This window comes from Corynebacterium sp. H78 (assembly GCF_037572275.1).
Classification (GTDB): domain Bacteria; phylum Actinomycetota; class Actinomycetes; order Mycobacteriales; family Mycobacteriaceae; genus Corynebacterium.
In genome coordinates this window covers 60,009-73,645 of sequence record NZ_JBBHKX010000005.1, presented here as the reverse complement: position 1 = coordinate 73,645, position 13,637 = coordinate 60,009, and the positions used below count along the sequence as shown (strand labels likewise).

The following is a 13,637-nucleotide window of genomic DNA, read 5'->3' as shown; positions in this document are numbered from 1 at the left end:
CGCCGATATTCGTCCCAGGAGGCGAGATGCATGGCTGAGTCTGCACCAGCAGCTGAGGCTAAGCGCCCACGCCGTCCTCGGCGGACGCGGTTCGGTAGTCGACGAGCACAAGGCGGCATTTCACTTGCCGAACTGGGAGACAAAAACGGCAAGGCGGACAAAGAGAATGTCCGTGGCACAGAATCCGGTGTAACTGGCTCTACTCCCGGGAATCTCGCACTGGAATCCGTAGATTCTGAACAACGAGTCGATGATCTTGAGCTGACGGAATCGTCGACAGGTATTTCGAAGCTGTTTGGAGAAAAGCTCACCCCGTCGGTGGAGTATTTGCAGCGGACTGGCTCATTCATTCTGACGTCCCCGGGACGGCTGACTTTCACTGCAGTGTTTCTCATCGTCGCGATCCTGGCGGCTGGTTTGTCCATGTCGGCAACGACAGACACCCGTCAGCAGCAGCTCGCCAATATGTCACAAGCTTCCGAACCGATGGCGCATGCGTCGCAGAACCTATACGCAGCTCTGACCATTGCAGATGCTTCGGCAAATACCGCCTTTTCGCGTGGCAATTTAGATGAAGGCAGTGATTTGCGCACTCGGTATGACAACGCGATCGCGCAAGCATCCCTTGCTGCTACCCGTGCTGCCGCAGGTGTCGACAACGTACAAAGCTCAGAGATGAAGCACATTGTCGAGGTGCAACGTTTGCTGCCTGTGTATGTGGGATTGGTGGAATCGGCGCGCGCGAATGCTCGCCAGACGCACCCAGTGGGCGTTTCCTACCTTGCTTCCGCTTCTGGACTCATGACCTCCCAGATCTTGCCCGCGGCATCGAAACTGTATGAAGAAACCAGTCGATCAACGAACCATGATCGTGAAGTTCTCACCGCGCCTCCACTGGTTCCGTTGTCTGGCATTTTGGCTGCCATCGTGTTCTTGCTGCTTGTGCAGTGGAACCTCACTCGTCGCACTGGCCGGCTGATCAACGCTGGCTTGCTGGCCGCCACCACGCTGATGGTTATCGCCTTCGTCGCAGTGTCGGTGTCTACGGTGACGACCTGGCAAAACGAACGCCTCTACGGCAATAAGACATCACCAGTTCAGCCATTGGTCGAAGCCCGAATCATGTCTCAGAAGATTCGCGCCTCGGAGACACTGGATTTGGTTCGTCGCCAGCCCACTGACCAGAAGCAATTCACCAAGGATACGGACGAGGTCGAACGTCTTCTCAACTCCGCTAACGACGGCGTTAATGATGCCAACATCGAATTGGCGCTGCGATCCTTGAATGGCTGGGAAAAGAGCCACACCAAGATGATCGCTCTTCTCGACGAAGGTGACTACGCCGGAGCTGTCCGCATTGCCACCGACCACGATGCCGATGACACTCGGGAATCTTTCGCTGAACCCTCGTCTGGCCAGGAGTTCATGCGCCTCGACCGAGCCCTTCAAGCGGCAATTTCTGATGCCCGCACCGAACTTCGCAACGACATCGAAGAAGCCCGCGTCGTCTCTGCCGCTCTGTCGGGCTTGACTGTGGCCTTGACTGTGCTTGCCTCCATTTGCGTAATTGTGGGCTTCCGCAACCGACTGTTGGAGTACCTGTGATGCGCACCAAAGGGAACTTTCGAGCTCGCTTAACGACGGTCGTCGCAACGCTTTCTGCCGCAAGTCTGGCACTGGTGTCGTGTGCGGAAACGGTGCCACTAGCTGCAGATCCATTCTCCGATTCCATTGAGCATGCGACAGGGTCCGCGCCACTTCCGCCTGGTGCGTATTACACAAGTGCGGGCGGGCGTGAACCAAGGCCACGCGAGACGGCCACGGCCTACGAGACGCTGGCACCGGACGATCAACTGCCGAAGGAGCGGATTCCGGAGATCTACAAGCGTGGCCGCATCATCGTGGGCGTTGACCAGGCGTTGAACTTGTTGGGATTCCGTAATGCCAGCACCGGCGAGCTCTCAGGCTTCGAAGTGGCGCTCGCGCAAGAATTGGCTCGGGACATTTTTGGCGATCCGAACGCCGTTGAATTCCGATATGTTCGCGCAACCGAACGAGTGTCGATGCTGCGCAGCGGCCAGGTCGATGTTGTCCTACGCACCATGACAGTCACGGAGAGTCGCCTCGAAGCAGTCAATTTCTCGGCACCATATTTGACTGCACGCGCTGGCATTCTGGTTGGCCCTAATTCTCGCATCGAAAGCGAAGCTGACCTGAACGGCGCGAAGGTGTGCGTTGCTGCGGACTCTACCCCGGAGGAAATTGTTCGCTACACGGCACCTGATGCCACGCTGCTGCTGGTGGGCAACTGGTCGGACTGTCTCGTTGCACTGCAGCAAAGCCAGGCCGACGTAATTGTTGCAGACGACACCATTCTTGCTGGCATCAACGAACAGGATCCCACCACCGCTATTGTTCGTCGCGGGCTCAGCGTGGAGCAATACGCCGCCGGCATTGCGAAAGACAACGACGGACTCGTGCGACAAGTCAACGAAACGATGGAACGCATTCGTTCGGATGGCACGTGGCAGGAGCTTTACGACGTCTGGTTCGGGCCATTCCTACCGCAGGGAGCCCAACCACAGCCAACGTATGCTCCTGTTCCAGTCGACGAAGACGACCCAACCATTGACACCGATTCAGCAGAGGGAGGCGAATAGTAACCATGAATGACGACGAGATGGAGCCAACACAGGCGACTGAAGCTGTTGCGTTCAATCCTTTCGCTGACGATGACGAATCGGAAAACGTAGCGGTTGCTGACGAGGTCACCGATCCGGCCGAGGAGCCCGGTACCGAAGCCGTCGCGTTTGATCCTTTCGCGGATGACGATGATTACGACTTCACCCAGGACCTCACTCCGCCCGATAAATCCTCGACGGGGAGAAAGGCCAGCACGTATGACCCATCCGCGGAGTCGCATCGTCGGGCGTTGTCGACTTTCCGTGAACGTCGTCATCAGGCTCGTCAGGGACGCACCGTCGCCGACGGCATGGTGCAATTGCCTTTCATTCCACCTACCGATCCACAGTCGGCGGTGATGAGCGATGAGAAGCTCGCGGCATCCAACAAACCTGCTCCGGCTCTGAAAGCCGGCGATATAGTTGCCGAGCAGTACGAAATCGTCGGTCCTATCGCTCATGGCGGTTTGGGCTGGATCTACCTGGCCATCGACCACAATGTGTCCGACCGCTGGGTCGTGCTGAAGGGCATGATCTCGGCGGAGAATGAACACAATTTGGCTGTGGTCCAAGCAGAACGTGAGTTCCTGGCGGAGATTACCCATCCGGGAATCGTCAAGATCATTAACTTCATTGACTCGACCGATACAGGTACTGGCTCTGGCTTCATTGTGATGGAGTACGTCGGTGGACCGTCGCTACGCCAACAGAAACGTTTCTATGACGGCAGCGTCATGCCCGTCGATATTGCCATCGGATACATTCTGGAAGTCCTGCCAGCGCTGGATTATCTGCATACCCGAGGCGTGGTGTACAACGATCTGAAGCCCGACAATGTGCTGTTGACAGAAGACCAGGTCAAACTCATTGACGTTGGTGCCGTGACTGGTATCGGTGCCTATGGTCACATCTACGGCACGCCTGGTTTCCAGGCCCCTGAGATTGCGTCAACAGGACCTACGGTTGCGTCTGACATTTATACGGTCGGTCGTACCTTGGCATCGCTGATCGTCGATATGCCGATGACCAACGGCGTTTATGATCCTGGTTTGCCAACGCCCGCTGAATCACCGTTGTTCCGACGCTATTTGTCGCTGTATAGGTTGCTTCGTCGCGCTTGCCATGACGACCCGGAATCGCGGTTCCATTCTGCCGATGAAATGGCTGGTCAGCTGACTGGTGTGTTGCGCGAGATTCTGGCAGTACGCGATGGTGTGCAGCATCCGCATATCGGCACATTGTTTTCACCACAACGTTCGACCTATGGCACGAAGCACCGGGTGTTCCGTACTGACCAGCTAGTCGATGGCATCAAGCGCGATGTCATCATCACGCCGCCAGAGATCATGGCTGCGCTGCCTGTACCTCTGGTTAATCCGCAGGATCCCGGCGCTCAGTTGCTGGGCGCATCGTCATTTACCGAACCCGGCGAGCTCATCGACACTCTGACTTCCGCTCTCGATGAATCGAAGTACGGTGCCTCTGTCGAAATCCCGCTGGCAATTGTCCGTGCGCAGCTCGACCTCGGCCTCACCGAGAAAGCACTCAACGGGCTCCGGAATGCTCCTGAACGCCTCCGTAGAGACTGGCGTTGGAAGTGGTACGCCGGCATTACGGAACTGCTTCTCGACGACTACACCAGCGCACTACGCTCCTTTAACCTGGTGCTTGCCATGCTGCCGGGTGAGCCTGCACCAAAGTTGGCTCTGGCGGCAACGCTAGAGTTGATTCAGCAGCAGGTTGGTAACACCAATGCCCAGTTGCTGGATGCGATGACGGCTCGCTCAACGGCGACATTGGAACAACCGTTGCATCAGATTCCAGATGAAATTCGAGAGAGCCTCACCGATACGTGGGCCACACAGGACATGTCGCCGGTCACTATCCGGTTTAACTCGATGCGTCTGTATGCACTCGTCTGGGCGACGAATCCGACAACGGTGTCCTCGGCGTTTGGTTTGTCACGTCAGTTGTCAGCCGAAGGTCAAAATGAGCTCGCAATTGCGGTGCTTGATAGGGTTCCTGCCGCGTCACGTCATCATCGTTTGGCGAAGTTGACCACCATTTTGCTGCTGACGTCCGGCGATCCCACAATGCTGACGGAATCACGCATCCGGCGCGCTGCAAGGCGGCTCCTCGAACTGCCTACAAATGAACCTCGCTTGCCACAGCTCCGAATCGCTGTGATGGTGGCTGCGCTGAACTGGTTGCGCGCTTCCGGTCTGGATCAAGCTGCCAGCCCCAACGAACTTTTCGACGTCCCCTTCACCATCAAGGGACTCCGCGAAGGCTTGGAAGAAAACGTGCGCATGCTGGCTCGTTCTTCACCTTTCCCTCGTCACCGATACCGACTGGTTGATACCGCCAACCTCATTCGACCTCGAACTTGGCGGTAGTCCCGTGGAGGTAGAGGCGAAACGGGCGACCGCACTTAGATAACACGCGTAACAAATGCCCATTGTTTCGTGAGCTTTACATACTCTGGAAATATGACTTCCTTCGATCGTCGCCAGAACCGCCAACATCGTCGTCGCAGCACCGCGTCATTCCGACGAATCGCACTGGGTGCAATCACCGCAACAACTGCACTTAGCTTCGGTATCGGATCGGCACAGGCACTTCCTACGCTTCCGACCCTGCCGGGCTCGCCTGCTTTGCCTCAGATGCCAGCGTCCCCTGCTCTGCCACAGCTACCTCAGCTGCCTGCGCAGCCAGTATCGCCAGATGCCAAGAGCATCATTGATAGCGCATACTCCCATGCTCAGGGCACCACGGCACCGACGATCGCGCTGATTCGCCAGGGCGCCACAGGCGCAATCAATGCGCTTCCGCTGTCCGCCGAGCAGAAAGCGTCCGCAATCGAGTTACTGACGCAGACTCTCGATACCATCGAACCTGCACCAAGCACTCCTCCACAGCAGCCAGCGCCTGAGCCAGTAACCGAACCAGTGACTGAGCCACAGCCTGAGGCACAGCCACGCCCAGAGCCAAGCAATCCTTGCCCAGCAACGGCTACTGCTTGCGTGGACCTGGCAAACCAGCAGACGTGGCTCCAGGAAAACGGTGAAATCACCTACGGTCCTGTCCCGATCACGTCTGGCATGCCTGGTTACGAGACCACCACTGGCAACCTCACCGTTCTCCGTAAAGTCAAGGATGAATGGTCCCAGCCTTACAATGGCCCAATGCCATACGCGGTCTACTTCACCAACGACGGCGAAGCTTTCCACGAAGGCTCCCTCAACGAGGCATCCCACGGCTGCATCCACTTGTCCCACGATGCCGCTGTCATGTACTTCGACACGCTCGACATTGGCGATGGTGTCTACATCTGGTAGTTACGCTTGACGACGGTCGTCGTAACGCAAAAACGCCCACCATCCTGGCACATTGCCGGGGACGGTGGGCGCTTGTCGTGGTGGGCTACTTAGCCCACTTCATCGCATAGCGTGCGATAGCCAGCTCTTCGTTCGTTGGTACGACGAAGACCTTGACTGCGGAATCGTCGGTGGAGATTTCGCGTGGGCCATCGTTTGGCAGCTCATTGCGTTCCGGATCAATCTTGATACCGAAGTTCTCCAGCTCAGCCATGGAATCGCGTCGGATACCGACATGGTTTTCGCCTACGCCAGCAGTGAAGGTAATTGCGTCGAGGCGACCGAGAATGAGCATGTAGGAGCCGATGTAACGTCGCAGCTGGTGGACGTACATCTGGTACGCAGCCCATGCGTCCGGATCATTGTTGTCCATACGCTCCTGCAGGATTCGGAAGTCATTGACTCCAGATACTCCCTTCAGACCGGACTCACGGTTGCACAGGTTGTCAATCTCGTCGATGGACAGGCCATTGCGGTACAGATGGAAAATGATGCCGGGGTCGATGTCGCCGGTACGAGTACCCATCATCAAACCTGCGAGTGGAGTGAGGCCCATCGAGGTGTCTACTGCCTGGCCGCCACGAATCGCCGCACATGAAGCACCATTGCCGAGGTGCAGGGTGATCTGATTTACCTCAGCTGCCTCCTTGCCCAGCAGTGCTGGGACCTGGGAAGACACAAACTCGTGTGAGGTTCCGTGGAAACCGTAGCGGCGAATGTCGTACTGTGCTGCAACTTCAGCATTCAGCGGATACAGAGCAGCTGCTGGTGGCATCGTGTGGAAGAAGCCAGTGTCGAACACTGCAACGTGTGGCACGTCTGGCAGCAACTTACGTGCCTCTTCAATACCAACGATGTTTGCTGGGTTGTGCAGTGGCGCGAGAGGGATGAGGTCACGCATCATCGTCACGATTTCATCGGTGATGAGTTCTGGACCCGAAAACAGGCGACCGCCATGAACAGTGCGATGGCCAACCGCAATGATCTCTGTAGAGCTTGGGCCACAACCGTGCGTGTCCATCAGCGCGAAAGCCTTGTCCAGGCCGTCGGCGTGATCCTTGATCGGCTCGGTGACTTCGTGCTTCTCGCCCTCGAACTTGAGGTTGATTATGCCGTCTTCTTCACCGATACGCTCGACCAGGCCGGAAACGTAAGGTGGCTCCGACGTACCCTTTTCCGGGTCAACGAGCTGGAACTTAATGGACGACGAACCCGAGTTCAGAACTAGTACGTGACGCGACATGTGTTAGTTTCCTCCTGCCTGGATAGCGGTAATTGCGACGGTGTTGACGATGTCAGCGACCGACGCACCACGCGACAGGTCATTGACCGGCTTGTTCAAGCCCTGCAGAATTGGGCCGATTGCCAACGCTCCACCGCAGCGCTGGGCAATCTTGTAGCCAATGTTGCCCGCATCCAGATCCGGGAATACGAACACAGTTGCCTGACCAGCAACCTTGGAATCAGGCATTTTCTTTGCAGCAGTTGCCGGTGAAATAGCAGCATCGAACTGCAGTGGACCATCAACGGCCAACTCTGGGTCGAGTTCGCGAGCCTTCTGCAGACCAGCGAGAACACGGTCAACGTCCTCACCGGTACCGGACGTGCCGGTGGAGTAGCTCATCATGGCGACCTTTGGATCAATGCCAAAAGCGGCCGCGGTCTCTGCGGAGACCACTGCGATTTCGCCCAACTGATCTGGACTTGGCTTTGGCAGCACAGCACAGTCAGCGAAGCCCCAAAGACGATCATCCATGACCATGAGGAACAGTGACGATACAGTCGAAGCACCTGGCTTGGTCTTGATGATCTGGAACGATGGTTTAATCGTGTGTGCGGTAGTGTTCGCAGCACCCGATACCATGCCGTCAGCCAGTCCCTTGTGAATCATCATCGTGGCGAAGTACGAGATGTCATGCATAGTTTCGCGAGCCTCAGCCAAGGTGACCCCCTTGGCTTTACGCAGCTCTGCGAACTCTTCCGCGAAGGAGTCAAGGTACTCGGACTTTTCTGGATCCCACAAAGAAGCCTTCGAAATATCAAGGCCAAGCTCAGCGGCTCGAGACTTCATGGACTCTGGATCACCGAGAATCGTCAACTCACAGATGTTCTGCTTCAGCAGCTCATCGGCAGCAATCAGAATGCGATCATCGCCACCTTCTGGGAGCACGATGTGACGCTTATCCGCCTTCGCCCGCTCCAGCAGCCACCACTGGAAACGCTGTGGCGTCATGATCGTTGGAGTCTCGACATCGACAGCGCTCTTCAGACCCGCTTCGTCGTCAAGCGTGACCACAGGGATATCTAGAGCCGGCAACTCCTCAACGGTGCCGGTCAGCAGAACAGCAAGCGGAGTGGCATACCGTTCACGCGCGGATGCGACGGCCAGACGAATGCGAGTCTGAGCAGCCATGGATGAGCAACCTTCACCCTCGGCGACCAATACAACGCCTGCGCCCGTGACGGCTGCGATACGCAGATCGAAATCAAGGTTTCCGGAGCCAGTGAGAATCACTGCGCCATCGTGCGCTGCGCGGTTAGCTTCCACAGCGGTGACGATTTGGCTCAGCGCATGATCTGGGTTGTCCACCACAGAGTCAACTGAAGCTGAAGTTGGGTCACCAACTGCGTGGAAGAGACGGGCGCCACCTAAGGCAGCGGACAGAGCTGCAATTTCGTCGCGATGCTCCCCCGACTGATCGATTGCGGCAATAATGACCGCTGGCGCACGATGTGCCTGATCGCTCACGGGCTTTCCTTTCCGGCGCGGACGTTCTCACGCCACGCGCGTGTTTGAAGTTGCTCGTAGATGGCGCTCTTCACATAGCAATGTCGACGGTATCCACGACAAATGTGCTTAGTCATATAAGTATGAGCGCTACTTCATTCTTAGTGCATTTTGTGAGTCACCTTACAGTGATAGCCGTAATTGTTGAGGTAGGGGGTAATTCCCACCACATGGATACGTGAAGTAACCCCATGTCAGCAGGTATTTTTATCACATCCTGGACGACCATTGTGGGCAACATCACATTCACTAAAATTAGTTGTTAGGCTTACCTTTGCTATACCAATCGTCCGATTACGGCCTTCCCACCTAGCCTCGCTAACATGGGCACCAGTTGCCCGCGGGTGCGTCATACCCCACGTGCGCGTTACTAAAAATGCTCTCGTTAGAAACTGTAGAAAGCAGGTCATCGCTTACGATGTCTCGTCCACTTCGCGTCGCTGTTATTGGTTCTGGCCCTGCAGGGGTTTACGCATCCGACGCGCTGATGAAGTCCGGCCGCGATGTCCGCGTCGATCTCTTCGAGAAGATGCCCGCCCCATTTGGCCTTATTCGTTATGGCGTCGCGCCGGATCACCCTCGTATCAAGGGCATCATTAAGTCACTCCACCGCGTCATGGATAAGGAACAACTCCGCCTGTTCTCTAACGTGGAGTTCGGCAAGGATCTGTCCATCGAGGAACTCAAAGAGCTTTACGACGGTGTCATTTTCGCAACCGGCGCTGTAGGTGATCGTGAGCTGCCTATTCCTGGCGCTGATTTGCCTCAGCATTGGGGTGCTGGCGAGTTTGTTGGTTTCTATGACGGTAACCCGTTGTTCCCTCGTGACTGGGACCTATCGGCAGAGTCTGTCGCTGTAGTTGGTGTCGGTAACGTCGGCTTGGATGTCGCTCGAATTCTGGCTAAGACCGCAGATGAATTGCATGTTACTGAGATTCCAGACAATGTCTACGAGACACTGAAGACGAACCAGGCGAAGGAAGTCCACATCTTTGGCCGCCGTGGCCCAGCCCAGGCGAAGTTCACGCCATTGGAGCTGAAGGAACTGGATCTTTCCCCAACTATTCAGGTCGTCGTCAACGGTGAAGATATCGATTACGACGAAGTTTCTGCTCAGCACCGCCGTCATTCCAAGATCACCGACCAGGTCTGCCAAATCCTGGAAATGTACGCGATGCGCGACCTACAGGACACGCCACACAAGATCTACATTCACTTCTTCGAATCTCCAGTCGAGATCCTCGGTGAAGAAGATGCAGACGGTAACCGCAAGGTCGTTGGTTTCCGCACTGAACGGACTGAGCTCGACGGCAAGGGTGGCGTCCGAGGCACCGGAAGGTTCACCGATTGGCCTGTGCAGGCTGTGTACTCGGCTGTTGGTTACCGCTCGGATGCGCTGCCAGGTGTCCCGTTTGACACCAAGAAGCACGTCATTCCAAATATCGCTGGGCGTGTCATCTTGTCTGATGCCACCGGCGACGAATCTGCACCGCACATCACCGGCCTCTACACCACTGGTTGGGTCAAGCGCGGTCCTGTTGGCTTGATTGGTAACACCAAGGGCGATGCCAACGAAACCGTCGCCTGCCTCCTCGAAGACTTTGATGCTGAGCGCACCTTCACTCCTACCAAGCTTGACGACGATGCCATTACGGCGTTGCTCAACAGTAAGGGCGTTGATTACCTGACGTGGGATAACTGGCACGCGCTTGATGCCTTTGAATTGGCTTCCGGCGAAGCTGAGGGTCGCGAGCGCAAAAAGGTCGTCGAATGGGACGACATGGTTGAGGCTTCCAAGAAGTAGTTGCGGGCGCAATCCCACCTCGAAACGATGGTGGGCAACAGCAAGTCTGCTAGCGGCTCGGCGTAATAGACGCCGGGTCGCCGTATTTTTGCGCGATCCCACAGTACGCCGGGAGCTGTAAAGAGCGGCACGACTATGAGAGCGCGACCTCGGCGTGCAGCAGCATCAGCACATTCGTTGACACGTTCGGATCCTGTCACTGCAGCAGATCCCACCGTAAACCCTGCACTCACCCGCCCTGGCACGTCATTGTTCAACTGTTCCGCACGCTTTTCGACTGCTTCATTAGCTTTGTCGTCGGACGAACCAACCGCCATGAGCAGAATATCGCTACCCACGGACGGGACGATGTCCTGTTGTGTTTCAACGATCCGGCGCAGAATGGCACGTTTTGTTGTGGGTCCAAGCCCTAATCCATCGGTTACCTGTACCGATACCCCATGCCGAGAGGTATCAGCGACCTGCTGCGGAACGTCCACTCGTTGATGAAAAGCATCAGTGAACAACAGCGGAACTGCGATAGCTGATACTTCCCCAGCTTGAGCAAGATCGGCGCACGCTTGATCCAACGTCGGCTCTGCGAGATCGAGCCACGCGAGCTGAACTCGAGATGGTGTGCTGCATCGGTGCACTGGTAGGGCAGCTCGCACTCGATCGGTGAGATTGTTTAGAACTCGCGCCGCGTCAGGATGGCGCGACCCATGAGCAAGCAAGATCAGTGCTGTCATGAGTAGTTCTGGTCAGTTCCAGTAACGAGGCCAGCAGTAAGCGTGTCCCCAGTTCCTGGCTGAATGAGCAGAAACGCTCCTACTCTGCCACCAACACGGTAATCTTCGACGGGAAGTGCACTTGCTAGTTCAATGGTTACTTCGGCTACATCATTAGCATGAAGTGCATCACTCGGCACAGTTGGCTCGCCTGTTTCGATATCGATGATGGCGTCCACAGAAGTGATGCGTCCCCGCACCAACGCAGCCCCATAGCGAAGCTCCACGACTCGCCCAACGGCGAGCGACGCGTCTGATAAGTGGACAGCAACGGCCGAAAAACGTCGCGAGTCCTGCGGACGGTTTCCCTTTGACAAAAGGTCTCCACGTGCGAGGTCGAATTCGTCGGCAAGGCTCACTGCAACAGACTGCCCAGCGACCGCCAAATCAACTCTCTCGCCAGCAATAGTCAATTGAGTCACGGTAGAGCTGCGACCATTTCCCAGCTCAACTGTGTCACCCACCGCTACTGTTCCAGTAGCGATTCGACCTGCATAGCCCCGATATTCAGTGTCATGATCCCGAATGACGTAATCAATGGGAAGGCGCAGCGGATAAGAAGCATCATGGTTTGTGTCTGTGGCGACGTCGAGTTCTTCAAGAAGTTGCAGAACCGTAGGACCGCCGTACCACGGAGTATTGGCCGATGCCTCGACAATGTTGTCGCCTACTAGTGCTGACACCGGAACGACATAGGTGTCTTGCAAACCGAGTCGGGATGCCAGCTCACGAATATCCGCTTCGATATTCCGAAACGCTGCTTCACTGTAGCCGAGAAGGTCGATCTTGTTGACCGCAAACACAACGTGGCGCACACCTAGCAACGCCGCCACAGTGGCGTGTCGTTTGGTCTGCGTGACGACACCGTTACGTGCATCAACCAGCACCACCACAGCTTCCGCCGTGGACATTCCTGTCACTGTATTGCGGGTGTATTGCTCGTGTCCTGGGCAATCGGCGAGGATGAAGCTCCGCGCACCAGTAGCAAAGTACCGGTACGCAACATCGATGGTGATGCCCTGTTCCCGCTCCGCGCGGAGGCCATCGACAAGGAGTGACAGATCAGGATTTTCCTGCCCACGAGCAGTCGAGGTGGCCACAACCGCATCATATTGATCCGCGAGAATGTTCTTCGTGTCGTGGAGAAGTCGCCCGACAAAAGTTGATTTCCCATCATCGACGGAACCAGCGGTGCACAATCGCAGCGTGGTTTTACGATTAACCGGGGCGTGATCGTAGCTCGTCTTAACAGTGGTCAAAGCCGTGGTCATTAGAAATAGCCTTCCTTCTTGCGATCCTCCATCGAAGACTCGGACAGTTTGTCGTCTGCGCGTGTTGCTCCGCGCTCGGTGAGCTGAGAAGTACGCAGCTCTTCCATCACTTCAGGAATGGTTCGGGCAGTTGATTCGACTGCGCCAGTGCAGCTCATGTCACCGACAGTGCGGTATCGAACGGTTCGCTTTTCGACGATTTCGTCGTCACGCGGACCTCCCCATTCGCCGGGCGTGAGCCACATGTTGTTTCGCTGGAAGACCTCCCGCTCGTGCGCGTAGTAGATGGGAGGCAGTTCTATATTGCGGGCGTGGATATATGCCCATACGTCTGCTTCGGTCCAGTTAGAGATAGGAAAGACTCGAATATTCTCACCGGCAGCGTGGCGGCCGTTGTAGAGGCCCCACAATTCTGGGCGTTGGCGTCGGGGATCCCAGCCACCGAAGGTGTCTCGTACTGAGAAGACGCGTTCTTTAGCGCGGGCCTTCTCTTCGTCACGACGAGCTCCGCCCAATACTGCGTCGTAGCCGCGCTCGGCAATTGTGTCGACAAGGGGCATGGTCTGCAGCGGATTGCGGGTACCATCAGCACGCTCGGTGAGTAGACCTCGATCAATCCAATCCTGCACGTGGGCAACATGCAGGTTAATGCCTGGCTGAGCTGCGATCTTGTCGCGGAACTCGATGACCTCCGGGAAGTTGTGGCCGGTATCGACGTGGAGCAGTTCCAGCGGCACTGGTGCGGGGGCAAATGCTCGTTTGGATAATTCCAGGACGAGCACGGAATCTTTGCCCCCAGAGAACAGTAATGCGGGTCGATCAAATTGCCCGGCGGTCTGACGAATAATGTCAATTGACTCAGCTTCTAGTTCTGCGAGCCGAGGATCCAAAGCTGCCTGTGTTTGGCCGGTTGTGGGTTCTTCAGTAAGTGGTTGTGTCATTTTCTAGG

At 56.3% G+C, this 13,637-nt stretch carries 9 protein-coding genes and 1 pseudogene; 5 read left to right on the top strand and 5 right to left on the bottom strand.

Translation table 11 applies throughout. The features are described 5' to 3' along the window. Window positions 1–30 precede the first annotated feature (30 nt). From WG934_RS08765 to WG934_RS08750, 4 genes are all read left to right on the top strand, one after another. The gene (locus tag WG934_RS08765; RefSeq protein WP_339989804.1) at window positions 31–1,605 is read left to right on the top strand and encodes a hypothetical protein; all 1,575 of its coding nucleotides are present in this window, start codon (window positions 31–33) and stop codon (window positions 1,603–1,605) included. After that, on the top strand, window positions 1,605–2,660 hold the full coding sequence (locus WG934_RS08760) for a glutamate ABC transporter substrate-binding protein (protein WP_339989802.1): 1,056 nt from the start codon (window positions 1,605–1,607) through the stop codon (window positions 2,658–2,660). Before WG934_RS08765 ends, WG934_RS08760 begins: the two co-directional genes overlap by 1 nt. A gap of 5 nt (window positions 2,661–2,665) precedes the next feature. Beyond that, complete coding sequence (locus WG934_RS08755) at window positions 2,666–5,077, top strand: serine/threonine protein kinase (protein ID WP_339989801.1); 2,412 nt, start codon at window positions 2,666–2,668, stop codon at window positions 5,075–5,077. 93 nt (window positions 5,078–5,170) lie between these two features. Then, entirely contained in the window at window positions 5,171–6,019 is an 849-nt protein-coding gene (locus tag WG934_RS08750; protein ID WP_339979850.1) for a L,D-transpeptidase, read from the top strand. Between the two features lie 85 nt (window positions 6,020–6,104). Here WG934_RS08750 and WG934_RS08745 read toward each other — a convergent pair whose 3' ends face one another. After that, window positions 6,105–7,301 carry an acetate kinase gene (locus WG934_RS08745; protein ID WP_339989799.1) on the bottom strand — a complete coding sequence of 399 codons (1,197 nt, stop codon included), beginning with the start codon at window positions 7,299–7,301 and terminating at the stop codon, window positions 6,105–6,107. A 3-nt stretch (window positions 7,302–7,304) separates the two neighbouring features. Continuing rightward, window positions 7,305–8,651 carry a phosphate acetyltransferase gene (pta, locus tag WG934_RS08740; RefSeq protein WP_445228235.1) on the bottom strand — a complete coding sequence of 449 codons (1,347 nt, stop codon included), beginning with the start codon at window positions 8,649–8,651 and terminating at the stop codon, window positions 7,305–7,307. Between the two features lie 613 nt (window positions 8,652–9,264). Between pta and WG934_RS08735 the strand changes: the two genes are divergently transcribed. Further along, complete coding sequence (locus WG934_RS08735; RefSeq protein ID WP_339989797.1) at window positions 9,265–10,650, top strand: FAD-dependent oxidoreductase; 1,386 nt, start codon at window positions 9,265–9,267, stop codon at window positions 10,648–10,650. A 395-nt stretch (window positions 10,651–11,045) separates the two neighbouring features. On the opposite strand, the pseudogene WG934_RS08730 reads toward WG934_RS08735, so the two are convergent. From WG934_RS08730 to cysD, 3 genes and pseudogenes are all read right to left on the bottom strand, one after another. Beyond that, a pseudogene (locus WG934_RS08730) lies at window positions 11,046–11,378 on the bottom strand (CbiX/SirB N-terminal domain-containing protein); the annotation flags it as partial. Next, the gene (locus WG934_RS08725; RefSeq protein WP_339989795.1) at window positions 11,375–12,688 is read right to left on the bottom strand and encodes a sulfate adenylyltransferase subunit 1; all 1,314 of its coding nucleotides are present in this window, start codon (window positions 12,686–12,688) and stop codon (window positions 11,375–11,377) included. The pseudogene WG934_RS08730 and the gene WG934_RS08725, both read right to left, overlap by 4 nt. After that, entirely contained in the window at window positions 12,688–13,629 is a 942-nt protein-coding gene (gene cysD / locus WG934_RS08720) for a sulfate adenylyltransferase subunit CysD (RefSeq protein ID WP_339989793.1), read from the bottom strand. Before cysD ends, WG934_RS08725 begins: the two co-directional genes overlap by 1 nt. Window positions 13,630–13,637 lie beyond the last annotated feature (8 nt).

Coding starts and splice junctions, on each gene's coding strand:
- WG934_RS08765 (WP_339989804.1), top strand. CDS start 31: ATGGCTGAGTCTGCACCAGCAGCTGAGGCTAAGCGCCCACGCCGTCCT.
- WG934_RS08750 (WP_339979850.1), top strand. CDS start 5,171: ATGACTTCCTTCGATCGTCGCCAGAACCGCCAACATCGTCGTCGCAGC.
- WG934_RS08760 (WP_339989802.1), top strand. CDS start 1,605: ATGCGCACCAAAGGGAACTTTCGAGCTCGCTTAACGACGGTCGTCGCA.
- cysD (WP_339989793.1), bottom strand. CDS start 13,629: ATGACACAACCACTTACTGAAGAACCCACAACCGGCCAAACACAGGCA.
- WG934_RS08725 (WP_339989795.1), bottom strand. CDS start 12,688: ATGACCACGGCTTTGACCACTGTTAAGACGAGCTACGATCACGCCCCG.
- WG934_RS08755 (WP_339989801.1), top strand. CDS start 2,666: ATGAATGACGACGAGATGGAGCCAACACAGGCGACTGAAGCTGTTGCG.
- WG934_RS08745 (WP_339989799.1), bottom strand. CDS start 7,301: ATGTCGCGTCACGTACTAGTTCTGAACTCGGGTTCGTCGTCCATTAAG.
- WG934_RS08735 (WP_339989797.1), top strand. CDS start 9,265: ATGTCTCGTCCACTTCGCGTCGCTGTTATTGGTTCTGGCCCTGCAGGG.